The 26,594-nt window shown below is 70.0% G+C and carries 24 protein-coding genes; 13 read left to right on the forward strand and 11 right to left on the reverse strand.

What is annotated here, in order from left to right; all coding sequences use genetic code 11:
- The first annotated feature begins 70 nt into the window (after positions 1–70).
- The 4 genes from phaP to AC07PU_RS39620 all read left to right on the forward strand — a co-directional run bounded on the left by phaP (position 71) and on the right by AC07PU_RS39620 (position 2,777).
- The gene (gene phaP / locus AC07PU_RS39605) at positions 71–571 is read left to right on the forward strand and encodes a TIGR01841 family phasin (RefSeq protein ID WP_495323333.1); all 501 of its coding nucleotides are present in this window, start codon (positions 71–73) and stop codon (positions 569–571) included.
- Positions 572–637: 66 nt separating this feature from the next.
- Positions 638–1,090: a hypothetical protein gene (locus AC07PU_RS39610; protein WP_495323334.1), complete on the forward strand. Its 453-nt coding sequence runs from the start codon at positions 638–640 to the stop codon at positions 1,088–1,090.
- Positions 1,087–2,163 (forward strand): alpha/beta fold hydrolase, encoded by a 1,077-nt coding sequence (locus AC07PU_RS39615; RefSeq protein ID WP_495323335.1) that lies wholly within the window; start codon positions 1,087–1,089, stop codon positions 2,161–2,163. Before AC07PU_RS39610 ends, AC07PU_RS39615 begins: the two co-directional genes overlap by 4 nt.
- Complete coding sequence (locus AC07PU_RS39620; protein ID WP_495323336.1) at positions 2,160–2,777, forward strand: GNAT family N-acetyltransferase; 618 nt, start codon at positions 2,160–2,162, stop codon at positions 2,775–2,777. Before AC07PU_RS39615 ends, AC07PU_RS39620 begins: the two co-directional genes overlap by 4 nt.
- Here AC07PU_RS39620 and AC07PU_RS39625 read toward each other — a convergent pair.
- The gene (locus AC07PU_RS39625) at positions 2,753–3,736 is read right to left on the reverse strand and encodes an alpha/beta fold hydrolase (RefSeq protein ID WP_495323337.1); all 984 of its coding nucleotides are present in this window, start codon (positions 3,734–3,736) and stop codon (positions 2,753–2,755) included. The two genes, AC07PU_RS39620 and AC07PU_RS39625, sit on opposite strands and share 25 nt — an antisense overlap.
- Before the next feature lie 165 nt (positions 3,737–3,901).
- Between AC07PU_RS39625 and pqqA the strand changes: the two genes are divergently transcribed.
- From pqqA to AC07PU_RS39660, 7 genes are all read left to right on the forward strand, one after another.
- Positions 3,902–3,976, forward strand: a complete 75-nt coding sequence (gene pqqA, locus AC07PU_RS39630) for a pyrroloquinoline quinone precursor peptide PqqA (RefSeq protein ID WP_172705269.1) — start codon at positions 3,902–3,904, stop codon at positions 3,974–3,976.
- 97 nt (positions 3,977–4,073) lie between these two features.
- Positions 4,074–4,994, forward strand: coding sequence for a pyrroloquinoline quinone biosynthesis protein PqqB (gene pqqB, locus AC07PU_RS39635; RefSeq protein ID WP_093348094.1), 921 nt, complete (start codon positions 4,074–4,076; stop codon positions 4,992–4,994).
- 52 nt (positions 4,995–5,046) lie between these two features.
- Positions 5,047–5,793: a pyrroloquinoline-quinone synthase PqqC gene (gene pqqC, locus AC07PU_RS39640; RefSeq protein ID WP_495323382.1), complete on the forward strand. Its 747-nt coding sequence runs from the start codon at positions 5,047–5,049 to the stop codon at positions 5,791–5,793.
- Positions 5,790–6,065 (forward strand): pyrroloquinoline quinone biosynthesis peptide chaperone PqqD, encoded by a 276-nt coding sequence (pqqD, locus tag AC07PU_RS39645; RefSeq protein WP_057590745.1) that lies wholly within the window; start codon positions 5,790–5,792, stop codon positions 6,063–6,065. Before pqqC ends, pqqD begins: the two co-directional genes overlap by 4 nt.
- Positions 6,066–6,073: 8 nt before the next feature.
- Positions 6,074–7,219, forward strand: coding sequence for a pyrroloquinoline quinone biosynthesis protein PqqE (pqqE, locus tag AC07PU_RS39650; protein ID WP_495323338.1), 1,146 nt, complete (start codon positions 6,074–6,076; stop codon positions 7,217–7,219).
- Between the two features lie 78 nt (positions 7,220–7,297).
- The gene (locus AC07PU_RS39655) at positions 7,298–8,926 is read left to right on the forward strand and encodes a peptide chain release factor 3 (protein ID WP_057590743.1); all 1,629 of its coding nucleotides are present in this window, start codon (positions 7,298–7,300) and stop codon (positions 8,924–8,926) included.
- Between the two features lie 43 nt (positions 8,927–8,969).
- On the forward strand, positions 8,970–9,623 hold the full coding sequence (locus tag AC07PU_RS39660; protein ID WP_490878075.1) for an SIMPL domain-containing protein: 654 nt from the start codon (positions 8,970–8,972) through the stop codon (positions 9,621–9,623).
- Here the strand turns inward: AC07PU_RS39660 and AC07PU_RS39665 are convergent.
- Genes AC07PU_RS39665 through AC07PU_RS39675 form a run of 3 tightly spaced genes read right to left on the reverse strand, consistent with a single transcriptional unit; the run spans position 9,620 to position 12,292 of the window.
- Complete coding sequence (locus AC07PU_RS39665) at positions 9,620–10,435, reverse strand: ABC transporter permease (RefSeq protein WP_093348104.1); 816 nt, start codon at positions 10,433–10,435, stop codon at positions 9,620–9,622. The two genes, AC07PU_RS39660 and AC07PU_RS39665, sit on opposite strands and share 4 nt — an antisense overlap.
- A gap of 7 nt (positions 10,436–10,442) precedes the next feature.
- Positions 10,443–11,288, reverse strand: coding sequence for an ABC transporter permease (locus AC07PU_RS39670; protein WP_495323339.1), 846 nt, complete (start codon positions 11,286–11,288; stop codon positions 10,443–10,445).
- On the reverse strand, positions 11,285–12,292 hold the full coding sequence (locus AC07PU_RS39675) for an ABC transporter ATP-binding protein (RefSeq protein WP_209543818.1): 1,008 nt from the start codon (positions 12,290–12,292) through the stop codon (positions 11,285–11,287). Before AC07PU_RS39675 ends, AC07PU_RS39670 begins: the two co-directional genes overlap by 4 nt.
- A gap of 114 nt (positions 12,293–12,406) precedes the next feature.
- Between AC07PU_RS39675 and AC07PU_RS39680 the strand changes: the two genes are divergently transcribed.
- A complete protein-coding gene (locus AC07PU_RS39680) occupies positions 12,407–13,249 on the forward strand; it encodes an HAD-IIB family hydrolase (RefSeq protein ID WP_495323340.1) in 843 nt (280 codons plus the stop codon).
- Here AC07PU_RS39680 and AC07PU_RS39685 read toward each other — a convergent pair.
- Positions 13,246–14,499 (reverse strand): MFS transporter, encoded by a 1,254-nt coding sequence (locus AC07PU_RS39685; RefSeq protein WP_495323341.1) that lies wholly within the window; start codon positions 14,497–14,499, stop codon positions 13,246–13,248. The two genes, AC07PU_RS39680 and AC07PU_RS39685, sit on opposite strands and share 4 nt — an antisense overlap.
- Positions 14,500–14,608: 109 nt before the next feature.
- Between AC07PU_RS39685 and AC07PU_RS39690 the strand changes: the two genes are divergently transcribed.
- Entirely contained in the window at positions 14,609–15,223 is a 615-nt protein-coding gene (locus AC07PU_RS39690; protein WP_495323342.1) for a TetR/AcrR family transcriptional regulator, read from the forward strand.
- Between the two features lie 54 nt (positions 15,224–15,277).
- On the opposite strand, the gene AC07PU_RS39695 is transcribed toward AC07PU_RS39690, so the two are convergent.
- From AC07PU_RS39695 to uvrA, 6 genes are all read right to left on the reverse strand, one after another.
- Positions 15,278–15,889, reverse strand: a complete 612-nt coding sequence (locus tag AC07PU_RS39695) for a DUF4276 family protein (RefSeq protein ID WP_495323343.1) — start codon at positions 15,887–15,889, stop codon at positions 15,278–15,280.
- Entirely contained in the window at positions 15,879–17,135 is a 1,257-nt protein-coding gene (locus tag AC07PU_RS39700; RefSeq protein ID WP_495323344.1) for an AAA family ATPase, read from the reverse strand. Before AC07PU_RS39700 ends, AC07PU_RS39695 begins: the two co-directional genes overlap by 11 nt.
- Before the next feature lie 196 nt (positions 17,136–17,331).
- Positions 17,332–18,306, reverse strand: coding sequence for a tripartite tricarboxylate transporter substrate binding protein (locus tag AC07PU_RS39705; protein WP_495323345.1), 975 nt, complete (start codon positions 18,304–18,306; stop codon positions 17,332–17,334).
- Between the two features lie 103 nt (positions 18,307–18,409).
- On the reverse strand, positions 18,410–19,453 hold the full coding sequence (locus tag AC07PU_RS39710; RefSeq protein WP_495323346.1) for a histone deacetylase family protein: 1,044 nt from the start codon (positions 19,451–19,453) through the stop codon (positions 18,410–18,412).
- 43 nt (positions 19,454–19,496) lie between these two features.
- Positions 19,497–20,546 carry an ornithine cyclodeaminase gene (ocd, locus tag AC07PU_RS39715; RefSeq protein WP_093348135.1) on the reverse strand — a complete coding sequence of 350 codons (1,050 nt, stop codon included), beginning with the start codon at positions 20,544–20,546 and terminating at the stop codon, positions 19,497–19,499.
- A 218-nt stretch (positions 20,547–20,764) separates the two neighbouring features.
- Positions 20,765–26,560 (reverse strand): excinuclease ABC subunit UvrA, encoded by a 5,796-nt coding sequence (uvrA, locus tag AC07PU_RS39720; RefSeq protein WP_495323347.1) that lies wholly within the window; start codon positions 26,558–26,560, stop codon positions 20,765–20,767.
- Positions 26,561–26,594 lie beyond the last annotated feature (34 nt).

Raw genomic sequence — 26,594 nt, forward strand, 5'->3', positions numbered from 1 at the left:
CGGCGGACCACGCGCGTGCGCGGCCGGTCCCGCCACCATCTTGTCCAACGTCCTCAGGAGATTCCGCACCATGGCCACTGCCAAGAAAGCCGCCGCCAAGAAGACCACTGCCAGCAGCAGCAGCAGCGGAAGCGCCGAGAGAAAAGCGGCCCCGAGCGCGGCCGACATGCTCAACCCGCTCAAGGGCATGGCCGAGCGGCTGCAGAACCTCAACATGACCGACGGCGCGAGCAAGCTGCTCGACAGCGGCCGCAAGGACCTGCAGGCGCTGATGCAGGCCAACGAGAAGTCGTTCCAGGGCCTGCAGACCGTGGTGCAGCGCCAGACCGAGATGATCAAGAGCGCGATCACCGACTGGCAGGCCGCCGCCAAGGACATCCCCGGCAAGGACTCGAAGGAAAGCCTCGCCAAGCTCGACGCGCTCGGCCGCCAGTCGTTCCAGCGCGCGGTCGACGACATCAAGGAACTCGCCAACCTCGCGGCCAAGTCGCAGGCCGATGCCTTCGAGGTGGTGCGCCAGCGCATCCAGTCGAACGTCGACGAGGTCACGAAGATGCTGCAGCGCAAGTAGCGCGCGGCCCAGGCGCCGCGCCGGCGCACGGCGCGGCCTTCCGACGACGAACCTCGGTGTGCGGCCATGACCCAGTCCTCCTCTCCCCTCGACCCCATGGCGATCTGGCGCGAGCTCACCGCGCAATGGGAAAAGAGCACCAACGCGTTCGCCAACGAGGCCATGGCCTCCGATCCTTTTCGACAGGGCATGCATGGCGGCATGAACGCCTCGCTGGGCGCGCAGAAGGCGCTCGGCGACCTGATGGCGCGGCTGCTCACGATGCTCAACCTGCCCACGCGCGCCGACCTGCAGGCGCTCTCGGAGCAGTTGCAGCACATCGACGATCACCTGGCGCGGATCTCGCGGCTGCTCGAGGAGGGCGGTGCTGCGCCAACGCCGGCGCCGCAGTCATCGGCGCCGAAGCGCACGAAGCAGCCGCCCTCGATGACGGCCACGCCACCCGCACCCGCATCCCCGAAGAAGGCAGCGGCCAAGGCCTCGAAGTCCCCGGCCCGCACCCGCCGCCCGCGCCCATGAGCACGCCCGCCGCCGAACTGCCGGTGCTGCCCGACCTGCGCGCCGAGATCGAGCGCACCATCCAGCGCAACATCAAGGGCCTGGATTTCCTGACCAGCGCCACGCCCGCCGTCGGGCTCACGCCCAAGGACGAGATCCATCGCCGCGGCACGCTGAGCCTCTACCACTACCGGCCGATGGTCGACGAAATCTACCGCGTGCCGGTGCTGATCGTGATGGCCACCACCAACAAGGGCTACATCCTCGACCTCGCGCCGGGCCAGAGCATGGTCGAGCACCTGCTGCGGCAGGGCTACGACGTCTACATGATGGACTGGAACGCGCCGCGGCCGCAGGAGAAGCGGCTGCGCATCGAGGACTACGTGCTCGACTTCATCCCCGACTCGATCCGCCGCGTGCAGCAGCGCTCGGGCGAGGAGGACGTGAGCATCGTCGGCTACTGCATGGGCGGCGTGCTCTCCACGCTCTACGCGGCGCTGCATCCGGGCGGGCCGCTGAAGAACCTCGCGCTGTTCACCACGCCGATCGACTTCAGCCGCATGACCATGTTCCATGCCTGGTCCGACAAGCGCTACTTCGACGTCGACCGGCTGGTCGACGGCGTGGGCAACGTGCCGCCCGAGATGCTGTTCGCCTCCTTCGACATGCTGCGCCCCGCGGGCCGCGGCGCAGGCCTGGTGCAGCTGTGGGACAACATGGCGAACGACGAATTCGTCAAGTCCTACCGCATGTTCGACCGCTGGGGCGCCGAGATGCTGCCGCTGGCGGGCGAGTATTTCCGCCAGACCGTGAAGGAGCTGATGTGGGACAACAAGCTGCTGAAAGGCGAACTCTCGATCGGCGGACGGCCGGTGCGGCTCGCCGACATCGAGGTGCCGGTGCTGCATGCGCTCGCGCAGCACGACCACATCGTTCCCTATGAGGCGGGCGCGCCGCTGATCGCGGGCATCGGATCGGCGGACAAGGAGGAGGTGGTGCTCAAGGGCGGCCATGTGAGCCTGGCCGCGGGACCGAACGCGGTGCGCCGGCTGTGGCCGAAGCTCGACGAATGGCTGGGAGTGCGATCCACATGACGAATGCCGCAGACACCTCGACGAACCCGGGTTCGACCCGGCTCTATCCGCGCACGCTGCCGCATGCCGACGGCGAGATCGCATTGCGCCGCATGGACGCCGCCGATGCCGGCGCGGTGCTGGCCTTCGCGCAGGCGCTGCCCACGCACGACCTGCTGTTCCTGCCGCGCGACATCACGCAGCCCAAGGTGATAGACGCCTGGGTGCGGGCCATCGCGCGCGGCGACATCGACAGCGTGCTCGCGGTGCGCGACGACAAGGTGCTGGGCTGCGCGGCGGTGATCCGCGATCCGCATTCGTGGTCGCGCCACGTGGCCGAGCTGCGCGTGCTGGTCGAGCCTGCCCTGCGCGGCAGCGGCCTGGGCCAGCAGCTCGCGCAGGAAGGCTGCGCGCTCGCGATGGAACAGGGCCACGAGAAGGTGGTGGCGCAGATGACCGTGGACCAGCGCGGCGCGATCGCGGTGTTCCAGGCGCTGGGCTTCCGGCCCGAGGCACTGCTGAGCAAGCACGTGAAGGACCGCGAGGGCCGCGCGCACGACCTCGTGGTGCTGTGCCAGGACGTCGCGCAGGTCGAGGCGCAGATGCGGGCCTACGGGGTGACCGAGGCGTTCTGAGGCGGCGGGTCAAAGCGGCCTTGCGCGGCGAAGGCATCGAGCGCGCGCGCCATGCGTTGCGCCATCGCGGGATGGAAGGGATCGTGGCCCGCGCCGGGCACGGTCTCGAAGCGGCTCGCGGGCAGCAGGCGCTGTACGGCTCGAGCGGCGGCCGGGCGACAAGTCCGGTCGAGCTCACCGTGCAGGAACAGCACCGGATGGTCGCGCAGCGCGTCGAGCGCGCCCCACGCCACCGCGTCGCCGTCCGCGAGCCAGCAGCGGTGCGCGAGGTAGTGCGCCATCACCTTGTAGCGATCGATCGCGCGTTGCAGCGCATCGCCTTGCGGCTCGGGCGCGGCGCCGGACTGTCCGCCCTGCGCGTGCTCCCAGGCCAGCCAGGCGAGCGTCGCGCGCGCTTGCGGCGCGAGGTCGTCGTCCGCGAACACGCGGCACAGCGCAGGCAGCAACGGCGCGCCCTCGGCCAGCGAGACCGCGCCGGCCAGCCGCGACCATGCGTCGGGATAGCTCGCGCGCGCCCCCTCGAAGCTCCAATGCAACTCCGAGGCATTCGGCACGAACAGCCCGCGCAGCAGCAGTCCATCGACGGACGCCGGATGACGCGCCGCATAGGCCAGCGCCAGCGTCGCGCCCCACGACCCGCCGACCACCAGCCAGCGCTCGATGCCCAGGTGCCGCCGCAGCGCCTCGATGTCGGCGATCAGCAGCTCGGTGCGGTTGTGGCGCGTCTCGCCGCGCGGCGTGCTGCGTCCCGCGCCGCGCTGGTCGAAGGCGACCACGCGATAGCGCGCCGGATCGAAGCCGCGCGCGAGCGCGGGCGAACCGCCCGAGCCCGGCCCGCCATGCAGCACGAGCGCCGCGCGACCCTCGACGGCACCGGTGGTCTCCCAGTGCAGCCGATGGCCCTCGCCCACGTCGAGCCGGCCCGTGCCATCGCCTGTAGAACCAAGTGCCTCCAGCATGCGGCCGATGCTACGCCGTCGGACCACGCCCACGCCACGACGGGTGCCGCGACCACGCTGCGCGGCCTGCTCAAACTGGGTATGCTGTCCGCGGAGCGCGCTTTCGCCGCTTCCGAAGGCGTCCATCGACCTTCGCCTGCGAATGGAATTCCTCAAGGAGACTTCATGACCTGGACCACCCCTCAAGCCACCGACTTCCGCTTCGGCTTCGAGATCACGATGTACGTGGCGGCGCGCTGAGCGCCACGCCCTTTCCGGCACGGCCCGCTTCGGCGGTCCGTGCCGGTTTCGCTTTCCCCTCCCCCTTCTCTCGCGCCGCGTCGCGGCGCTGCACCGCATGCACATCCGCGTCCTGGGCGCCGCCGCCGGTGGCGGCTTTCCGCAGTGGAACTGCAATTGCGCGAACTGCGCCGGCCTGCGCGCGGGCACCGTGCGCGCCCGCGCGCGCACGCAGTCGTCGATCTGCGCCAAGGGCGACGTGGGCGACGACTGGGTGCTGGTCAACGCCTCGCCCGACATCCTCGAGCAGATCAAGGCCACGCCCGCGCTGCAGCCCGGACGCGGCCCGCGCGACACCGGCATCGCGGGCGTGGTGCTGGTCGACGGGCAGGTCGACCATTCGACCGGCCTCTACATGCTGCGCGAGCGCGGCGCGCCGCTGCCGCTGTGGTGCACCGGGCCGGTCCACGAGGACCTCACGCAGGGCAACCCGATCCTGCGCGTGCTCTCGCATTTCTGCGGCGTCGCGCACCACGAACTGCCGCTCGACGGCCGCGGCTTCGAGGTGCCGGGCGTGAGCGGCCTGGCGCTGCGCGCGCTCGCGCTGGTCGGCAAGGCCGCGCCCTACTCGCCGCACCGCGAGCATCCCGTGCCCGGCGACAACATCGGCCTCACGCTGACCGACACCGCGAGCGGCCGCAGTGCCTTCTATGCGCCGGGCCTCGGCGCGCACAGCCCCGAGGTCGACGCCGCGATGCGCGCGGCCGACTGCGTGATGGTCGACGGCACCTTCTGGCGCGACGACGAGATGATCGCGCTGGGCTTCAGCCGCAAGACCGGCCGCAGCATCGGCCACCTGCCGCAGTCGGGACCGGGCGGCATGCTCGAATGGCTGGCCGACCTGCCCGCGCGCACGCGCAAGGTGCTGATCCACATCAACAACACCAACCCGATCCTCGACGAGGACTCGCCCGAGCGCGCCGAGCTCGACCGGCGCGGCATCGAGGTCGCCTTCGACGGCATGGAGATCGTGCTCTGAGCACGACGAACGAACAGCCAGGACCCAGGAGCCCATCATCGCCCTCATCGACATCTCCCTCGCGCCGCCACGCGCGCCCAGCGGCGAGCCGGCCTGGAGCCACGCCGAGTTCGAGGCGCAGCTGCGCGCCAGGGGCAAGGCCTATCACATCCACCATCCGTTCAACCGCATGCTCAACGAGGGCCGCGCCGCGCCCGCGCAGGTGCGCGGCTGGGCCGCGAACCGCTTCTACTACCAGATCGCGATTCCGGTGAAGGACGCGGCGATCCTCTCCAACTGCCCCGAGCGCGAGGTGCGGCGCGGCTGGGTGCAGCGCATCGTCGACCACGACGGCAGCGGCGACGATCCCGGCGGCATCGAGGCCTGGATCGGCCTCGGCATCGCGACCGGCTTGGCGCGCGAGGAGATCGTCGACCTGCGCCACGTGACGCCCGCGATGCGCTTCGCGGTCGATGCCTACGTGAACTTCGCGCGCCGCGCGCCCTGGCAGGAGGCCGTGTGCTCCTCGCTGACCGAGCTGTTCGCGCCCGAGATCCACAAGCAGCGGCTGGCCGGCTGGCCCGAGCACTATCCGTGGATCGAGCCCGGCGGCCTGGCCTACTTCCGCAACCGCGTGAGCCAGGCGCGGCGCGACGTCGAGCAGGGCCTGGCGCTCACGCTCGAACACTTCGCCACGCGCGCCCAGCAGGAGCGCGCGCTCGACATCCTGCAGTTCAAGCTCGACATCCTCTGGGCCATGAACGATGCGATGGCGCTGGCCTACGGCGTGACGCCGGCCGCCGAGGGAGGTGCCGCATGAGCGCGCCCACGCTCGACAGCCGGCCCGGCATCGCCGAGGGCTTTCGGCTGCAGTGGGAGCCGGCGCAGGACTGCCACGTGCTGCTCTACCCCGAGGGCATGGTCAAGCTCAACCAGAGCGCGGGCGAGATCCTCAAGCGCTGCGACGGCCAAAGCGACGTGCGCGCGATCGTGCTCGACCTCGAGGAATGCTTCGACACCACCGGCCTCGGCAAGGAGGTGCTGGCCTTCCTCGAGATCGCGCTCGCGCAGCGCTGGGTGGTGCTGAAGTGAGCGCGACGGTGGCACTGCCGGGTCCGCCGCTGTGGCTGCTGGCCGAGCTCACCTACCGCTGCCCGCTGCACTGCGCCTTCTGCTACAACCCGGTCGATTTCGCCGGCCATGCCGACGAGCTGCCCACCGAGGACTGGCTGCGCGTGCTGCGCGAGGCGCGCGAACTGGGCGCGGTGCAGTGCGGCTTCTCGGGCGGCGAGCCGCTGCTGCGCGACGACCTCGAAGTGCTGGTGGCCGAGGCCCGGCGCCTGGGCTACTACACCAACCTGCTGACTTCGGGCGTGGGCCTGAGCGAGGCGCGCGCGGCGGCACTCAAGGCCGCGGGCCTCGACCACGTGCAGCTCTCGTTCCAGGACTCCACGCGCGAGATGAACGACTTCCTCTCGCACACGAAGACCTTCGACCTCAAACGGAAGGTGGCCGGCCTGATCAAGGCCAACGGCTGGCCGATGGTGCTCAACGTGGTGATCCACCGGCTCAACATCGACCACATCGACCGCATCGTGGAGATGGCCGAGGCCATGGGCGCCGAGTACCTCGAGCTCGCCAACACCCAGTACTACGCCTGGGCGCGCGAGAACCGCGCCCACCTGCTGCCCACGCGCGAGCAGATGCGCCAGGCCGAGGCCGCCACCGAGGTCTGGCGCCGCAAGCTCGACGGCCGCATGCGGATCTTCTTCGTGGCCCCCGACTACCACGAGGCCGCGCCCAAGAAGTGCGTGAACGGCTGGGGCAGCATGTTCATGACCGTCGCGCCCGACGGCACCGCGCTGCCCTGCCACACGGCGCGCATGCTGCCGGGCCTCGAATTCCCGAACCTGCGCGAGACCAGCGTGCGCAGCGCCTGGCGCGATTCGGAGGGTTTCAACCGCTACCGCGGCACCGGCTGGATGAAGGAACCCTGCAGCAGCTGCGAGCACAAGGAGCGCGACCTCGGCGGCTGCCGCTGCCAGGCCTACATGCTGGCGCACGACGCCGCGGCGGCCGACCCGGTGTGCGCCAAGAGCCCCGCGCACGGCGAGGTGCTGGAGGCCGTGCGCCGCGCCGACGCGGGCGAGCGGCCGGCGCAGCCGCTGGTGTTTCGCGATCCGAAGGCCTCGCGGCGCTTCGTCGCGGCCGACGACGCGCTGTCGCTGCCCCACGGGCACAACTGAGGGGCAGGGGTGCGGTCCGCGGGGTGACCTGCGACAATCGCCGGTTCGCCCGACCGACCCCTTCTACCTGGCCCTACCGTGTCTTTCGCCTCCGAAACCCGCCGCCGCCGCACCTTCGCGATCATTTCCCACCCCGACGCCGGCAAGACCACGCTGACCGAGAAGCTGCTGCTGTTCTCCGGCGCGATCCAGATCGCCGGCTCGGTGAAGGCGCGCAAGGCCTCGCGCCACGCGACCTCCGACTGGATGGAGATCGAGAAGCAGCGCGGCATCTCGGTGGCTTCGTCGGTGATGCAGATGCTGTATCGCGACCACGTGATCAACCTGCTCGACACGCCCGGCCACAAGGACTTCTCGGAAGACACCTACCGCGTGCTCACGGCGGTCGACTCGGCGCTGATGGTGATCGACGCGGCCAACGGCGTGGAAGCGCAGACCCGCCGCCTGATCGAGGTCTGCCGCCAGCGCGACACGCCGATCATCACCTTCGTCAACAAGATGGACCGCGAGGTGCGCGAGCCGCTCGACATCCTCGACGAGGTGGAGCGCGAGCTCGGCATGCCCTGCGTGCCGATGACCTGGCCCGTGGGCCAGGGCAAGAGCTTCCGCGGGATCATGAACCTGCGCACGCAGGCCATGACGGTGTTCGAGTCGGGCAGCGAACGCCTGCCGCAGGACTTCGAGACCATCCCCTTGAGCGAACGCGACACGCTCGCCAAGCGCTTCGGCGCCGACTTCGAGACCGCCATGGACAGCATGGAGCTCGCCACCGGCGCCTCGCCCACCTGGGACCGCGAGGCCTTCCTCGCGGGCAAGCAGACGCCGGTGTTCTTCGGCTCGGGCGTGAACAACTTCGGCGTGATGGAAGTGCTCGACGCGCTGGTCGACCTCGCGCCCTCGCCGCAGTCGCGCACCAGCACCACGCTGGTCAATCGCCAGCCGGTGACCAAGGAGATCCAGCCCGAGGACAAGGACTTCGCGGGCGTGGTCTTCAAGGTGCAGGCCAACATGGACGCCAACCACCGCGACCGCATCGCCTTCGTGCGCATGGCCTCGGGCAAGTACACGCCGGGCATGAAGCTCAAGGTGCAGCGCACCGCCAAGGAACTGCGCCCCACCAGCGTCGTGACCTTCATGAGCCAGCGCCGCGAGGCGGTCGAGGAGGCCTATGCGGGCGACATCGTGGGCTTCACCACCCACGGCGGCGTGCAGCTCGGCGACACCATCACCGACGGCGCGAGCCTGCAGTTCACCGGCCTGCCCTTCTTCGCGCCCGAGCTGTTCATGACCGTGATCCTCAAGAACCCGCTGCGCACCAAGCAGCTGCAGCAGGGCCTGGCCCAGCTCGGCGAGGAAGGCGCGATCCAGGTGTTCCGCCCCGAGATCGGCGGCCCGATGCTGCTGGGCGCGGTCGGCCAGCTGCAGTTCGAAGTGGTGCAGCACCGGCTGAAGGCCGAGTACGACGCCGACGTGCGGCTCGAGGGCTGCCAGTACACCGGCGCGCGCTGGATCACGGCCGACACGCCGGCCGAGCTGCGCGAGTTCGTCAACGCCTATCCCCAGCGCATGGCCAAGGACGCGGCCGACACGCTGGCCTTCCTGTGCACCTCGCCGTACGACGTGCGGCTGGCGCAGGAGCGCTTCCCGAAGATCCATTTCCACCCGCTGCGCGAACACGCGGGGCTGGCGCTGCAAAGCGCGGGCTGAGCAGGCAGGCTGCCGGGGTTCGCGCGCCACCCAGGAGAACCCCATGGACACCTACATCGAAGTCGCCGGCCAGGGCGACATCGCCGAGACCGTGGTCGAGCAGCGCGCCGCGCTCACGCTCACCGTGAAGGCCTCGAAGGCGGAAGCGGCCTTCGAGGAGGCGACCCGGCTGCGCAACGACACCATCCGCGCGCTCAAGGCCGCGGGCCTCGGCGCCGACGAGATCAGCGAGGGCGGCCGCGACACCTGGCAGCCGTGGTACCGCCGCAAGAGCGCGGGGCAGGAGGTCTCGCACCGCGTGCTGCTGCGCTGCCGCGACACGCAGCGCCTGTACCTCGCGATCGATGCGCTGCAGCCGCTGTTCGAGAACGCGCGCCATTCGCTCTCGGTCGACATGCTGCAGCCGCGCTTCGACGCCTCGGCCGAGGCCGAATCGGCGGCGCGCGCGGCCGCGATCCAGCAGGCGCGCGCCCGGGCGCAGGTGATCGCGCGCGAGGCCGGCGTGTCGCTCGGCTCGGTGGCGCAGGTCGAGGAACTCGGCGCCGACGCCGACCGCACGGGCTCCTATGGCGACTACGGCTTCGCGATGGCCGCGGCCGCGCCGCTGGCGGCCTCCGCGGCCGACGATTTCGAAGCGATCGACGGCGCCTCGCGCGTGCGCCGGCTGCGCTTTCGCGTGCGCTTCCTGATCAGCTAGCTGCCCGTCGAGGCGTAGTGCCTCAAGCCCAGCCCCCACACGCGGAACGCCAGCGCGAGGAAGACGAAGCCTGCCAGCGGCGACACCCAGCCCACCCAGTGCGGCGCGCCGAGCGGATCGGGCCGCCCGAGGATCAGCAGCGCGGGGTAATAGGCCACGCAGGCCAGCGGCACCGCGAAGGTGAGCAGGCGCCGGAACCAGCGCGCGTACAGCGCCAGCGGGTACTGCGCCGCCTGCACGCCGCCGTAGGTCAGCACGTTGGCGATCTCCAGGCTCTCGACGGTCCAGAAGGCCAGCGTGCCCTGCAGCACCAGGATGCCGAGGAACAGCGCCACGCCGCCGGCCAGCGCGAACAGCGCGACGGCCACGGCCTCGGGCGTCCAGGCAATGCCGGCCTGCGCGGTCGCGAAGCCGATCACCGCCAGCCCCTGCAGCAGTCGGCCCATGCGGCTGATGCGGAAGTCGTGGCCCATGAGCTGCAGCGCGAGCGGGCGCGGGCGCAGCAGCAGGCGGTCGAAGGCGCCGCTGCGCAGGAACTCGGTGCCCAGCACGTCGAAGCCGCGGCCCAGGGCATCGGCCAGCGCGAACATGCAGTTGACCAGGCCGTAGAACAGCGCGACCTCGCCGAGGGTCCAGCCGCGCACCTCGCCGAAGCGGTGGAACATCGCCCAGACCGCGACCACCTCGATGCCCGTGACGAGGAACTGGCCCACCGTCAGCATCAGCGCCGAGGCCGGGTAGCGCGCCTGCGCGCCGACCGAGGCCTTCACCAGCCGCAGGAACAGCGCGATCGATCCCGGGGACCTGCTCATGTCGCGCTCATCCGCCCTGCACCTGCAGCCGGCGCATGGTGCGCACCAGCAGCCAGCGGCCGGTGACCACCAGCAGCGCGATCCAGAAGCATTGCAGCGCCAGGCCCAGCAACGCATCGATGCCGCGCAACTGGCCGAAGTACAGCCGCGCGGGAATGTCCATCAGCCCGGCCAGCGGCTGCACCAGCAGCGCGGTCTGCCAGGCATCGGGCAGCAGCGCGAGCGGCAGCAGGTTGCCCGACAGCACGATCACCAATGGCGCCGACAGCGCGTTGATGCCGCGCTCGTTGAGCGCCGACAAGGTCGCGACGTTGAGCAGCATCACCATCGCGGTCGACAGCGCCAGGCCCAGCCCCATCGACAAAGCGAAGGCCAGCGCGGCCGCCACGCCCACCGGCGGCTGCCAGGCCCAGGCGCCGAGCCCCAGCAGCGGCAGCGCGACGGCGGCGAAGCCCAGCATCAGCGCCGCGCGCGGCAGCAGGCGCGCGGCGATCCAGCCCGCGCTGCGCGCATACCAGAGCGCATAGGCATCGACCGGGCGCAGCCGGTCGTAGGCCACCGAGCCGGTGCGCACCGACTGCGCCACCTCGGGATCGACCAGCCAGGGCATCAGCACCAGCAGGCCCTGCGCGAGCCAGGTGTAGGTGATGGCGTGCTCGAGCGACATCGGCGCCTGCGCGGCCGCCGAGGCGCCGCCGTAGAAGGCCGCGAACACCATCACCTTGATGCCGCCCCACCAGCACTGCGTGCCGAAGCCCGCGAGCGCGGCGGTGCGGTACTGCAGCATCTGCAGGAAGCGCGAGGCGAAGGCCGCGGTGTAGGGGCGCGCGATCTCGCGCCATCCTTCCCTCATGCGTCGGCCGCTCCATGCATCGCATAGAAGCGCGCGATCACGGCCTCGATCGCCAGCCCCTCGAGCCGGATGTCCTCGACCGCATGCTCGGCCGCGATGCGCGCGATCAAGGCCGGCGCGGAGACGGCCGCGGGATCGAAGTCGAGCACCAGCGTGCGGCCGTCGCGCGCGTTCACGCGCACGCCGGGCCAGTGAGTGCCGAGGTCGTCGGGCAGTTGCGCCTCCTGCGCGAAGTCGACCACCAGCCGGCGCTCGGCCAGCACCTGCGCGCGCAGCGCCTCGACCGGGCTGTCGGCCAGCACGCGGCCATGGCCGATCACGATCACGCGCCGCGCGAGCGCCTCGATGTCGTGCATGTCGTGCGTGGTCAAGAGCACCGTGGTGCCGCGCTCGCGGTTGGCGCGGCGCACGAAGTCGCGCACCGCGAGCTTCGAGGGCGCGTCGAGGCCGATGGTGGGCTCGTCGAGGAACAGGATTTCGGGCTCGTGCAGCAGCGCGGCCGCGATCTCGGCGCGCATGCGCTGGCCCAGCGAGAGCTGGCGCACCGGCTGGTCGAGCACGCGCTCGAGGCTCAGCAGCGCGACCAGTTCGTCGCGCGTGCGGCGGTAGCGCTCGCGGTCGACACGGTAGATGTCGCGCAGCAGGTCGAAGCCCTCGCCCACCGGCAGGTCCCACCACAGCTGGGTGCGCTGGCCGAACACCACGCCGATGCGGCCCACGTGGCGCTCGCGGTCGGCGAAGGGATCGCGCCCGTCGATGCGCACGCTGCCGCCATCGGGCCGCAGGATGCCCGAGAGGATCTTGATGGTGGTGGACTTGCCCGCGCCGTTGGGACCGATGAAGCCCAGCAGCTCGCCGCGCTCGAGCGCGAAGGACACGCCCGCGAGCGCCTCGACCGTGCGATGGCGGCGGTGCAGCAGGCCGCGCACGGCACCGAGCACGCCGGGGTCGCGCTCGGCGATGCGGTAGGTCTTGAGGAGGCGGTCGACGACGATCTGGGACATGGGCGGGCCGCGCCGGTGCGGTCTGCGCGACCGGCCGGCGGGGGCGGGATGCTACACGAAAGCGCGGCGCGCGCGGCCACCGGTACGATCCGCGCTCCTGCAGTGCCGTCCGCCATGTCCTCCTCAACCGCGTCTTCCTCCCTCCCCGCCTCGCCCGACCGCCTGCTGCCGCTGGGCCAATGGCCCGCCACCGCGCGCGCCACGCTCGCGGGCGTGTTCACCGACATCGACGACACGCTGACCACCGAGGGCGCGATCACCGCTGACGCACTCGCAGCGCTCGGCGCGCTGCGCGCGGCCGGGCTGCACGTGGTGGCGATCACCGGCCGGCCCGTGGGCTGGAGCGAGCCCTTCGTCAACGCCTGGCCGGTCGATGCGATCGTGGCCGAGAACGGCGCGGTGGCGCTGCTGCCGCTGCCCGGCGGCGGCATCGCCAAGCGCTACCAGCAGGACGCGCCCACGCGTGCCGCCAACTACCGGCGCATGCAGGCGGTGCTCGCGCGCATCGAGGCGGAGATTCCGGGCGCCGGCCGCGCCACCGATTCGCCGGGCCGCGAGACCGACATCGCGATCGACCACAGCGAGTTCGTACGGCTCGACGACGCCACCATCGCGCGCGTGGTGGCGCTGATGCGCGGCGAGGGCATGCATGCCACCGTGAGCAGCATCCACGTCAACGGCTGGTACGGCGGCAACGACAAGCTCGAGGGCGCACGCTGGATCGTGCGCGAACTCTGGGGTCGCCGGCTCGACGACGAGATGGCACGCTGGGCCTACGTGGGCGACTCGACCAACGACCAGCTGATGTTCCGCAGCTTCGCGCACAGCATCGGCGTGGCGAACGTCGCGCGCTTCGTGCCGCAGCTGGAGTTCCTGCCGCACTACGTGACGCGCGGCGAGCGCGGCGCGGGTTTCGGCGAAGCGGTGGCCGCGATCCTCGCGGCGCGACCGAATTAAGGCGCGGCACGCCGGCGCAGCGGCGCCCATTGGTTCCAGGTGCCCACGGCCGCGACCAGCAGCAGCACGCCCGCATAACCCTCGACCGTCGCCAGCAGCCCCAGCGGCGCGACCAGGAAGCCCGCGAGCATCGCCGGCAGGCTGAAGGCCAGGTAGCTCACCACGAAGATCGCCGCGAAGAGTTCGCCGCGCTCGTGCGACTGGGCCAGCGGCGCGAGCGTCTGCACCAGCGCCGAGAAGGCGCCGCCGAAGCCGATGCCCGCGACCGCCGTGCCGACGAAGAACAGCGCCAGCGAACGCGTGGCGAGCGCCGCCAGCAGCAGCACCAGCCCGAGCGCCAGGCTGGCCATGCCGAGGATCGCCGGGCGCGGCGCCGCGAAGCGGCCCAGCAGCGTGGGCGCCACGGCCCCCACGCCCGACAGCACCGCGATCGTGAGGCCGTTGACCACGCCGCTGTCGATGCCGAACACGTGGTGCATCAGCGAAGGCGCGAGCGACAGGAACAAGCCGCCGAGCGCCCACACCGCGATGAACACCGGCAGCCCGCGCGCGAACTCGGCGCGCGCCCGCACGGGGATCGACACCCGCGGCACCAGCGAGGCCAATGCGCCGGCACGCGGCGTCACGGTCTCGGGCATCCACAGCACCAGCGCCGCGCCGAACGCGAACACCAGCGCCAGCACGCCGAACACCCACATCACCGGCTGCCCGGTCCAGCGCACCGCCATGCCCGTGAGCAGCGCGCCCAGCGCCAGGCCCGCGAGCGGCGACACGCTGGTGATCAGCGCACCCAGCCGCTTCTTCGCGGCCGGCGCCGCCTCGACCACGGCCGCGCTCAATGCGCCGCTCGCGATGCCCGTCGCCACGCCCTGCACCACGCGCGCGAGGATCAGCCCGCCGATGTCGCCCGCCAGCAGGAACAGCCCCATCGCCACCGCCTGCAGCACCAGCGCCGCGAGCACCACCGGGCGGCGGCCGATGTGGTCGGACAGCGAGCCGGCCACCAGCAGCGAGATCAGGAGCGCGATGGCGTAGATCGCGAACGCCACCGTCAGCATCGAGGACGAGAAGCCCCAGGCATGCTGGAACACCACGAACAGCGGCGAGGGCGCGGCCGCCGCGAAGAAGAAGGCGAACAGCACCGCCGCCAGCAGCGGGAAGGCCAGGGCCGCCGGCATGCGCCGGGGCGCCGCGCGGACAGGAGCGGCGGCGGTGCCGGGGCGGCTTGCGAGGTCGGGGCATTGGGACACGGTGAACTCCTTGGCGCGGAACGACTCTTAACGCACAAATCTTTGCGTTTGCGATTCTAGGCCTCTCCCGCTGTTAAAGCAAATATCTTTGCGTTAAAGTCGATTCACCATGAACACCGCCGTCCCGTCCGCCGTTCCCTCTTCTTCAGCCAAGCGCCCCGGCGGGCGCAGCGCGCAGGTGCAGGCGCAGGTGCGCGCCGCGCTCGAGGAACTGGTCGCCGAACAGGGCCGAGAGCGCGTCACCGTGCCGGCCGTGGCCGAGCGCGCGGGCGTCAGCGCTTCCAGCATCTACCGCCGCTGGGGCGATCTTTCCGGCCTGCTGGCCGAGACCGCCACCCACCGCCTCGACCCCGACCGCCCGCTGCCGGACACCGGCACGCTGCGCGCCGACCTCGCGGCCTGGGCGCGCGAACTGATCGAGCACCTGGCCAAGCCGTGCAACACCTCGCTGCTGAAGGCCGCGGCCGCGCTGGCCAACGGCGGCGAGGACACCGACTGCCTGCGCAACCGCCGCCGCGAGGCGCTGGCCCTGGTCGAACAGGCCCGCGCGCGCGGCGAGGCCACGCCGACGGCCGAACAGGTGATCGATCACCTGATCGCGCCGATCGTGTTCCGGCTGGTGTTCGGGGGGGAGCCGGTGCGCGTGGAGCTGGGGGAGCGGCTGGTGGGGGAATTGTTTGCGATGAGAGCAATTGATCGCTCCGCATGCGCAACTCCTCTGTGATCTCGGTGAAAGCCGGCACCGCCTCCACGGTCAACGGGCAATGCGCGGAGTCGTCTACAGCTGTGCCAGCGCCTCTTTGAAAGCCTGAAAGCTGCCCGAACGATTGGTCGCCGCATCCATGTGCCGGGCCACCGATCGCGCCAGCTCGAGCTTTCGCAGGCCCTGCTTGAAATAGCCTTTCTTTTGCAGCTCACGCTCCAGTGCTTCCCAAGTGCCCCCCTTGATCGCATCTGGATCGCGAAACCCAGCTTTCGTAGGTAGCGTTGCCTCCATCTTCGGATAGGCGGCCCTGACAGCCGGCCAGTCGCCAAAAAACCATGCCTCCAGTTCTTCAATCGCAATGCGATTAATGACCTGAAATTGTCCACCTCGCCTGGTTTTTCGCGTCCTCAATCCAGCGTTCGCAGCTATCTGCTCGAGCCGAGCCTTCAGCCGCATGCAATCGTCGTCATCGCGATCCACAAGCACTGCGACCATCGCGGTTGCAGGTAGCCACTGCGCGTAGCCAGCCAAACGCTGCGGCAATTGCTTGAGCAACTCGTCTTTGCACTGAAACTGGCGAACCTCCGCTCGAATACCCTGGCGCAACAGTTTGGGGAGCAACTCGTGCAGCGCGACTTCCATTGACGGTTCCTCAACCAGGACGTGCACGGTATCAATCGCCACGGCGCGCCCTCTTTTCTCCCGATGCCGTGCCGGCCAGCGACCAAGGCGCGCCCTGGTTCCGTAGCGGATCGCTCATGCCAAACTGCCCTTCCATCCAAAGGTGCCCGAGTGAAGCGCCCGTGTCCATGAATGCGGAAATTCCCTGAATTTCGCTGGCCACTTGAGCTTGGGTAAATCCTTGCTCGTCACGATAGAGGATCCGCACCTCCTCTGGACGACAACTATTGAGAAAGAACGGCGAATGAGTCGTCACCAATAGCTGCGCGCGTTCGGAAGCCAGTCGGCATTCTTCGCCCAGCTCGGGCAACAGGCGCGGATGCAGGAAGTTCTCAGGCTCTTCGATGCCAATGAACTGAGGTGGCGTTGGGTCATACAACACCGTCAAGTAGGCCAGCATCTTCAGCGTACCGTCAGACGCGAACTTGGATAGAACGGGCTCGGCGAAAGGTGCATCCTTCACTTGCAGAAGCAATCGTCCATCCGGCATTGGCGAAGCATCAATCCGCTCCAATCGCGGAATTCGATCACGCAGCACCTGCATGATCTGGTCCAACTCTGCCGGATGACTCTCCTTGAGGTACTGAATGACGTTCGGAAGGTTGTCGCCCGTCTTTGAAAGACGCTCCTGCGGGCCCGACTCCGGCTGGGTTCGCGTGCTGTCCACCGACAAATAAGACACATACCAATCGGTAATGAAATCACGCAACGCCGCAACACGGGGATGTTGCGCGATTTGGCCCAACGTATTCACAGCTATCAGATCAGGACCACGCAAAGGGACGTCGAGACGCTGATCCTCCGCATCGGGTTGCTCTCCGCTGATGACGCTGCCAACACCATGCCGATAGTTCAGAAAACGAAAGGGCTGACCATGTGAGCCACGCTTCCATGCCAGCCATTCTTCCGCGACCACTGGGCCCTTGGCGGTCTCGTCGATCGAGAGGTGATACGTGATCAGGGGAGTTTTGGGTCGCTCGCGATACTTGATCTCGATGGTTACCGGTCCAAGTGCGCCACGCGTCTTGAGCTCTTTGGCTCGCCCGCGTCTATCCCAAGCTTGCCGTAGTCCGCTCTGAAAACACTCGGAGAGAAAGTTGAAGACATCGAACAACGTGGACTTCCCGCTGCAGTTGGGCCCGAGCAGAACAGTCAACGGCGTAATGCCCTTGAGTTCGACGTGCTTGAGCGCCCGGAAGTTTTGAACCTTCAGATATTCGATACGAGGAACAGTGGTGGAAACGGGCATGGGTCGACCTGGCGGCGAGAATGAACGGGCAGAGTTTGCCGGAAAATTGCCACCGCAAACGACCACCATGGCCGAAGACGGCTGCAAGCGCTACGAGTGTTTCAGTTGTCTTGTGTGCCGGATTGGCTCCCAGCTATTCCGGCTCTGCGTGGAGGCGCACCAATCAGTGCTGAAAGACACGCGTTTGGAGAATCCCTCACTTCTCCTTCGCCAACCCCAGCCTCTCGATCAGCACCTTCTCCCGCGCCACCGTGTCCTGCGCAAACTTCGTGTACTGCGCCGAGCTCATGTAGTCGGGCAGCATGTCGTAGCGCCCGAGCGCGGCGACGTAGCTCGGCTCCTCCATCGCCTGCTTGAAGGCGTCGTGCAGCTTCTTCACCACCTCGGGCGGCGTGCCCTTGGGGGCGCCGATGCCGAAGGGCGAGTTCTGCACGATGTCGTAGCCCAGCTCCTTGAGCGTGGGCGCGTCGGGGAACTTGGCCAGGCGCTTCTCGCCCCAGGTGTTGAGCACGCGCAGCTTGCCGGCCTCGACCTGCGGCGCGAAGCCGGTGCTGTCGGCCGCGGCCATGAGCTGGCCGCTGACCACGGCGAGCATCAGGTCGGCGCTGCCCTTGTAGGGCACGTGCTGCAGCTCGATGCCGGCCTTCTGCGCGACCAGCTCGGTGGTGAGGTGCGGGCTGGTCAGGGTGCCGGTGGAGCCGTAGGTCAGCTTGCCGGGATTGGCCTTGGCATAGGCGACGAAGTCGGCCCAGGTCTTGAACGGGCTGTTCGCGGGCACGACGATGCCGAAGGCATAGCCGGTCACGTTGATGACGTAGTTGATGTCCTTGAGCGGATCCCAGTTGATCTTGGTGGTGTAGCCGAGGCGGAACACGCCGAGCGGGATCTGGGCGATGGTGTAGCCGTCGGCCTGCGAGGTCTGCAGCGCCTGCGCGGGCAGGGTGCCGCCGGCGCCGGGCTTGTTGTCGACGATCACGGGCTGGCCGAGGATGCGGCTCGCGTTGTCGGCGAGCTGGCGCATGGTGATGTCGGTGGGGCCGCCCGCGGGGAAGGCGATCACCAGCTTGACCGGCTTGGCCGGAAAGGCCTGCTGCGCGAAGGCGGCCAGAGGCGCGGCGAAACCGCAGGCGGCGAGCGCGGCGGCGCGGAGGAAGGTGTGGCGGCGGAGCATGGCGGCTGGGGTCCCGGCTGAATTTGAAAGAGCGCGATTGGGCCCCGCCGATCGGCACTAGACAACCGGGGCAGCCCTGATTTCCTCAAGGCCGCAAGGACATTCAGGCCTGCTCGAAGCCCTCGAGCACGTTCACCGCGTTGACGCCCACCTCGGCCACCGCATAGCCGCCCTCGAACACGAACACCGTCGGCAGTCCCGCGCGCGCGAGGTCCTCGCCCATGCGCAGGTAGTCGTCACTGCGTAGCTTGAAGCCCGAGATCGGATCGCCCTCGAAGGTGTCGACGCCGAGCGAGACCACGAGCGCGCCGGCCTTCACCTCGGCGATGCGCGCGAGAGCGCTCGTCAGCGCCGCGCGCCAGCCCGCGAAGTCGGTGCCGCGCGGCAGCGGCAGGTTGTGGTTGAAGCCCAGTCCCGCGCCGGCACCGCGCTCGTCGGCATGGCCGAGGTAGTAGGGATAGTCGGTGACGGGATCGGCATGCAGGCTCGCGAAATGCACGTCGTCGCGCGCGTAGAAGATGGCCTGGGTGCCGTTGCCGTGGTGGTAGTCGACGTCGAGCACGGCCACGCGCCCGATGCCCGCGTCGCGCAGCGCCTGCGCGGCCACGGCGGCATTGTTGAGGAAGCAGTAGCCGCCGAAGAAGTCGGCGCCGGCATGGTGGCCGGGCGGCCGGGTCAGCGCGAAGGCGGCGCGCTCGCCGCCGACGACGACGCGCTGCGCGGCGGTGAATGCGCTGGCCGCGCCGTGGCGCGCGGCGGTCCAGCTGCCGGCCGTCAGCGGCGTGCCGGCATCGAAGCCGAACAGGCCCAGGCGCGCGGGAAAGCTCGCGGGCAGCACATCGGTGCGCATGCCGCGCGTGGGCCAGTACGAGGGCAGCGCGTCGCGTTCGGCATTGGCGGGATCGAGCGCCACCCATTCGTCCCAGGCGCCGGCGATGAAGTCGAGGTAGCGCGGCGCATGCACCTTGGCGAGCAGCGCGTCCGGTAACGAGTCGGGTGCGAGCAGCGGGCCGAGCGCGCGGCGCTCGATCTCGGCCTTCACGTGGTCGGCGCGTGCCGGCACCTCGAAGCACGGCACGAGCTCGCCGCGGAACATCTCGACTTTGCCTTGGTGGAGTGCGTGCCGGTCGTTGTAGATGGTGAGCATGGAACGGGGTCGGCGGCGGGCGCCGTGGCTGGACAGCCGCCCATCATGCCGCACGCCGCAGCACGGCCCGGCGCCGGCCCGCGGCCGTGAGCCCGAACAGGTCCTTGGGATCGTCGAGCTCGGGCACCAGCGCGATCTGCCGGCCCACGCCGCGCTCGATGGCGAGCTGGTGGATGTAGCGCAGCGCGGTGTAGTCCTCGAGCGCGAAGCCGACCGAATCGAACACCGTGACCTGGTCCGGCCGCTCGCGGCCCGGCACCTCGCCGAGCAGCACCTTCCAGAGTTCGTGCACCGGGAAGTCGGCCGCCAGCTGCTGGATCTCGCCCTCGACGCGGGTCTGCGGCTCGTACTCCACGAACACGCGCGCGCCGCGCAGCACCCCGGGGTCGAGCTCGGTCTTGCCGGGCGAATCGCCGCCCACCGCGTTGATGTGCATGCCGGGCTCGATCATCCCGGGCTCGAGCACCGTCGCATGGCCCTGGTAGGCGGTGACGGTGGTCACGATGTCGGCGCCGCGCACCGCCTCGGCCACCGAATGCGCGCGCACGATCTCCATCGGCGAACAGGCCGAGAGATGGCGCACCAGCTTGTCGGTGGCATGCGGGTCGATGTCGAACACGCGCACCTCCTCGATGCCCAGCAGCGCATGGAAGGCCAGTGCCTGGAACTCGCTCTGCGAGCCGTTGCCGATCAGCGCGAGGCTGCGCGAACCGGGCCGCGCGAGCGCGCGCGCCGCCATGGCGGAGGTGGCGGCGGTGCGCAGCGCGGTGGTGAGGGTGAGTTCGGACAGCAGCACCGGGTAGCCGGTATCGACCTCGGCGAGCACGCCGAAGGCCATGACGGTGGGCAGCCCCACCGCGGTGTTGTGCGGATGGCCGTTGACGTACTTGAAGGCATAGGCGCCGTCGTCGGCCACCGGCATCAGCTCGATCACGCCGAGGTGCGAATGGCTGGCCACGCGGGCCTTCTTGTCGAACTCGCGCCAGCGCAGGAAGTCGTCGCGCAGCGCATCGGCCAGGGCACCCAGGAACTGCGGCACGCCGGTGTCGTCGACCAGGCGCACGAGGCTGTGGACATCGATGAAGCGGGTCATGGCAGGACTCCTTGCGAGCCCCGGCCGGCGCCGCACCCGATCCGTTCCACCATGGCGGGTCCAGGATGAGCGCCTGCGCCAAGGGTTCGAAGCCATTCTGCGCCGCGCGCGCGGCCGCGGCGAGGCCCGAGGCCCCGACCGCGTCGAGCGCAGGGGCAAGGCCCCGCGCCCGACGGTTCGGGGCTACCGTCCGGCGTTGGTGCCGGCCGAAGGAAGCCTCAGCGCGCCAGCACCGGCGCCAGCGCCACGCCCGTGTGCGTGCCCAGCCGCACCACTTCCTCGGGCGCAGCAGCCGCCACCACGCGTCCGCCGCCGTTGCCGCCCTCGGGTCCGAGGTCGACGATCCAGTCGGCCTCGGCGATCAGGTCGAGGTCGTGCTCGATCACCACCACGCTGTGGCCGCCGTTCACCAGCCGGTGCAGCACGTGGATCAGCTTCTCGACGTCGGCCATGTGCAGGCCCACGGTCGGCTCGTCGAGCACGTAGAGCGTGTGCGGCGCCTTCTGGCCGCGGCGCGTGATGTCGTCGCGCACCTTGCTGAGTTCGGTCACCAGCTTGATGCGCTGCGCCTCGCCGCCCGACAGCGTGGGCGAGGGCTGCCCCAGCGTCAGGTAGCCGAGTCCCACGTCCTTGAGCAGTTGCAGCGGATGGCTGATGTTGGGCATGCTCGCGAAGAACTCGACCGCCTCGTCGACCTCCATCTGCAGCACGTCGCCGATGCTCTTGCCGCGCCAGCTCACGGCCAGCGTCTCGGGGTTGAAGCGCGCGCCGTGGCAGACCTCGCAGGGCACCTTCACGTCGGGCAGGAAGCTCATCTCGATGGTGCGCACGCCCGCGCCGTCGCAGGCCGAACAGCGGCCCTCGCCGGTGTTGAAGCTGAAGCGCGCCGGGCCGTAGCCGCGCGCCTTGGCCTCGAGCGTGTCGGCGAACAGCTTGCGGATGGTGTCCCAGAAGCCGATGTAGGTCGCGGGGCAGCTGCGCGGTGTCTTGCCGATCGGGGTCTGGTCGACCTCGAGCACGCGGTCCACGCTCTGGTAGCCCTCGACGCCCTTGCAGCCGGCCCAGGCCGGTCGCTTGCCCGCGGCATCGGCGTCGCGGCCGGCCTTGGTGCTGCGCTGCTGCACCACGGCCTGCACGTTGGCCAGCAGCACGTCGCGCGCGAGCGTGGACTTGCCCGAGCCGCTCACGCCCGTGACCACCACCAGCCGCTGCAGCGGCACGGTGACCGTCACGTCCTGCAGGTTGTGCATGTCGGCGCCGCGCACCGTGAGCCACTGGCCGTTGTCGGGCGCCTTCGGGTCGGGCGAGGGAATGAGCCGGCGCGCCTGCAGCGGATGCTTGATGGCGTCACGCAGGTAGCGGCCGGTCTGCGACTCGGCCGCCTGCTCGATGTCGGCCACCGCGCCCTGCGCCACCAGGCGGCCGCCGCGCTTGCCGGCGCTCGGGCCGATGTCGATGATGTGGTCGGCGCGGCGGATCGTGTCCTCGTCGTGCTCCACCACCACCAGCGTGTTGCCCTTATCGCCGAGCTTGTGCAGCGCGTCGAGCAGGATGCGGTTGTCGCGCGCATGCAGGCCGATGGTCGGCTCGTCGAGCACGTAGCACACGCCCTGCAGGTTGCTGCCGAGCTGCGCCGCGAACCGGATGCGCTGCGCCTCGCCGCCGGACAGCGTGGGCGCGCCGCGGTCGAGCGTGAGATAGCCCAGGCCCACCTCCTCGAGGAATTCGAGCCGGCTCTTGATCTCGGGCACCAGGTCGCGCGCGATCTCGGCCTCGCGGCCCGAGAGCGAGAGGTTCTCGAACCAGGTGCGGATGTCGGTCACGCTCATGCGCGCGAGCTCGGTGATGCCGATACCGCCCTCGCCCCAGCCCGGCGTGCCGGCATGCGCATGGACCGCGCCGCCACCGAACAGCACCGCGCGCGCTGTCGCATTGAGCCGCGTGCCCTTGCAGGTCGGGCAGGCCACGTCGCCCACGTCCTCGGCGTCGGGCTCGGCGAAGGTCTGCTCGCGCCCCTTCTGGTCGTCGGCCATCACCGAGTCGTCGAAGATCTTGCGCTGCTCCTTGCTGAGCTTGACGCCGGTGCCCACGCAGTCGGGGCACCAGCCGTGCTTGCTGTTGTAGCTGAACAGGCGCGGGTCGAGCTCGGCATAGCTGGTGCTGCAGACCGGGCACGCGCGCAGGGTCGAGAACACGCTGACGCGGCCGATGCCGGCGGCCGTCACGCCGGCCATCATGGCGGCGCGCAGGCCGTCCATCTCGCTGAGCACGTGCACCACGCCCTTGCCGTGCTCGAGCGCCTTCGTGAGCGCCTCGCGCAGTTGGTTCTCGTTCGTGGGCAGCACGTCGAGGCTGGCCACCGGCAGCTCGATGCTGTGTTCCTTGAAGCGGTCGATGCGCGGGAAGCCCGCGGTCGGCAGGAAGTCGCCATCGACGCGCAGGTGCGTGAAGCCGCGCGGCCGCGCCCAGTCGGCCAGCTCGGTGTAGACGCCCTTGCGGTTGCTCACCAGCGGCGCGAGCAGGCCGATGTGCTGGCCCTTGAAGTTGCGCATCAGCTGCGCCGCGATGCTGTCGGGCGTCTGCGGCTGCACGGCCGCGCCGTCCTTCACGCAGTGCTGCACGCCGAGCTTCACGAACAAGAGGCGCAGGAAGTGCCAGACCTCGGTGGTGGTGCCCACCGTGCTCTTGCGGCCGCCGCGCGACAGGCGCTGCTCGATCGCCACCGTCGGCGGAATGCCGTAGACGGCATCGACCTCGGGCCGGCCCGCGGGCTGCACGATGCTGCGCGCATAGGCGTTGAGCGATTCGAGATAGCGGCGCTGGCCTTCGTTGAACAGGATGTCGAAGGCCAGCGTGGACTTGCCCGAGCCGCTCACGCCCGTGACCACGCTGAACTTGCCGCGCGGGATGTTGACGCTGAGGTTCTTGAGGTTGTGCTCGCGCGCGTTCACGATCTCGACCGCGTCGGCGCCCGGTGCCTTCTTGGCCTGCGCGATGTAGCGGCGCGCCGCGCGCTCGGCCACCTTGTAGGCGCCGGGGCCGATCGCGAGCTCGTAGTCGGCCAGCGCGGCGCCCGTGAGCGAGGCGCGGTTCTCGCGCAGCTGCTCGGGCGTGCCCTCGGCCACCACCTGGCCACCGCCCTCGCCGCCTTCGGGGCCGAGGTCGATGCACCAGTCGCTGGCGCGGATCACGTCGAGGTTGTGCTCGATCACGATCAGCGAATGGCCGGCGTCGAGCAGCTTGCGCAGCGCGCGCATGAGGCGCGCGATGTCGTCGAAGTGCAGGCCGGTGGTGGGCTCGTCGAACAGGAACAGCGTGCCCTTGCGCGCCACCGCCTGCTTGCTCGAGGTCGCGCCCTTGGCGGCCTCGGCCAGGAAGCCCGCGAGCTTGAGGCGCTGCGCCTCGCCGCCCGACAGCGTGGGCACGGGCTGGCCCAGCTTCACGTAATCGAGGCCCACGTCGGAGATCGGCTGCAAGACGCGCAGAACGTCGCGATCGGCATCGAACAGCGCCGCGGCCTCGGCCACGGTCAGCTCGAGGATGTCGGCCACGTTGTAGCTCTTGCCGTGGCGCTCGATGCGCACCTCGAGGATCTCGGGCCGGTAGCGCTTGCCGTCGCAGTCGGGGCAGCGCAGGTAGACGTCCGAGAGGAACTGCATCTCGACGTGCTCGAAGCCCGAGCCGCCGCAGGTGGGGCAGCGGCCGTCGCCCGAGTTGAAGCTGAACTTGCTCGCGGTGTAGCCGCGCTGGCGCGAGATCGGCGCGGTGGCGAAGATCTCGCGGATCGCGTCCCAGGCACCGACGTAGCTCGCGGGGTTGGAACGCGCGGTCTTGCCGATCGGCGACTGGTCGACGAACACCACGTCGCCGAGGTGGTCGGCGCCGAGCAGGCGGTCGTGCGCGCCGGGCGTCTCGGTGGCCTTGCCGAAGTGGCGCATCAGCGCGGGCGCGAGCACGTCCTGCACCAGCGTCGACTTGCCCGAGCCGCTGACGCCGGTCACGCAGACCAGGCGCGCGAGCGGGAACTCCACGCTGATGTCCTTGAGGTTGTGCTCGCGCACGCCCTCGAGGATGAGCCGGTGCGTGTTCTCGCTGACCAGCCGCTTGAAGCCCATGCCGATCTTCTTGCGCCCGCCCAGGTACTGGCCGGTCAGCGTGTCGGCGTCGCGCAGCGCGTCGGTGCTGCCGTCGAACACGATCTGGCCGCCGCGCGCGCCGGGGCCCGGGCCCATGTCGATCACGCGGTCGGCCGCGAGCATCACGGCCGGGTCGTGCTCGACCACCACCAGCGTGTTGCCCGCGTCGCGCAGCCGCAGCATGGCCTCGGTGATGCGGTTCATGTCGCGCGGATGCAGCCCGATGCTGGGCTCGTCGAGCACGAACAGCGTGTTGACCAGCGAGGTGCCGAGCGCGGTCGTGAGGTTGATGCGCTGCACCTCGCCGCCGCTGAGCGTGCGGCTCTGGCGGTCGAGCGTGAGGTAGCCGATGCCGACGTCGTGCAGGTAGCGCAGCCGGGTCGTGATCTCCTCGAACAGCAGCTTGAGCGCCTGGACCTCGCCGGCCGCGCTCGAGCGCTGCGCCTCGCCGGCCGTGGCGATGCCGCCGGCCGTCATGCGGTCGAACAGCTGGCGCAGCCGCTCGATCGGCAGCAGCATCAGGTCATGCAGGCACAGGCCCGGCAGCGCCTCGAGCTGGGCGCGCGTCCACTTCACGCCGATGGGCATGAAGCGCTTCTCGGGCGGCAGCACCGCGTCGGCGTCTTCCTTGCTGCCGATGCGCCACAGCAGGCTTTCGAGCTTGAGCCGCGCGCCCGCGCAGGTGGGGCACGGCGTGTAGCTGCGGTACTTCGACAAGAGCACGCGGATGTGCATCTTGTAGGCCTTGCTCTCGAGGTAGCCGAAGAAGCGGCGGATGCCGTACCACTGCTTGTTCCAGTTGCCCTCCTTGTAGTTGGGCGTGCCCTCGATCACCCAGTGCTTCTGCTCGGCGGTGAGCTTGTTCCACGGCGTGTCGCGCGGAATGCCGGCGGCCTCGGCGTGGCGCATGAGGTCGTCCTGCGCCTCCTTCCAGGCCGGGGTCTGGATGGTCTTGATCGCGCCCGCGCGCAGGGTGAGCTTGTCGTTCGGGATCACGAGGCCGAGGTCGACGCCGATCACGCGGCCGAAGCCGCGGCAGGTGTCGCAGGCGCCGACGGCCGAGTTGAACGAGAACATCGACGGGATCGGGTCGCCGTAGCGGATGTCGCTCTCGGGGCAGTGCAGGCCGGTGGAGAACTTCCACACGTCGGCCACGGCGTTCTCTTCGGCGCCGGTCGCATGCACCGTCACGCGCCCGCTGCCGCGCTTGAGCGCGACCTCGATCGCCTCCACCACGCGCGAGCGCTCGGCGCTCGAGGCGCGGAAGCGGTCGGCCACCACGTCGAGCACCTTGCGCGGACCGGTGGGCGTGGCCACCTCGCGCTCGGCTTGCACGCGCGTGAAGCCGCTGGCCGACAGCCACTGCGTGACCTCGTCGGCCGTGGTGCTCGCGGGCAGCTCGACCGGGAAGGTCACGACCAGCCGCGGATCGCCCGCGGCCGCCGCGCGCTCGACGATCTGCGCGTAGATGCTGTCGGGCGAGTCGTGGCGCACCGGCAGCGCGGTCTCGCGGTCGAACAGGTCGGCCGCGCGCGCATAGAGCAGCTTCAGGTGGTCGTTGAGCTCGGTCATCGTGCCGACCGTGGAGCGCGAGGAACGCACCGGGTTGGTCTGGTCGATGGCGATCGCGGGCGGCACGCCCTCGACCTTGTCGACCGCCGGCTTGTCCATGCGATCGAGGAACTGGCGGGCGTAGGCGGAGAAGGTTTCGACGTAGCGCCGCTGGCCCTCGGCGTACAGGGTGTCGAACACGAGGCTCGACTTGCCCGAGCCGCTGGGCCCGGTGACCACGGTCATCTCGCCGGTGCGGATGTCGAGGTCGAGATTCTGGAGGTTGTGCTGGCGTGCGCCACGGATGCGGATGGAGCCCTGTGTCATGAGTGCCTTGGGGGTGGGGCAAACATTCTAGGGA

Source organism: Variovorax sp. GW821-FHT10D07 (assembly GCF_059415325.1).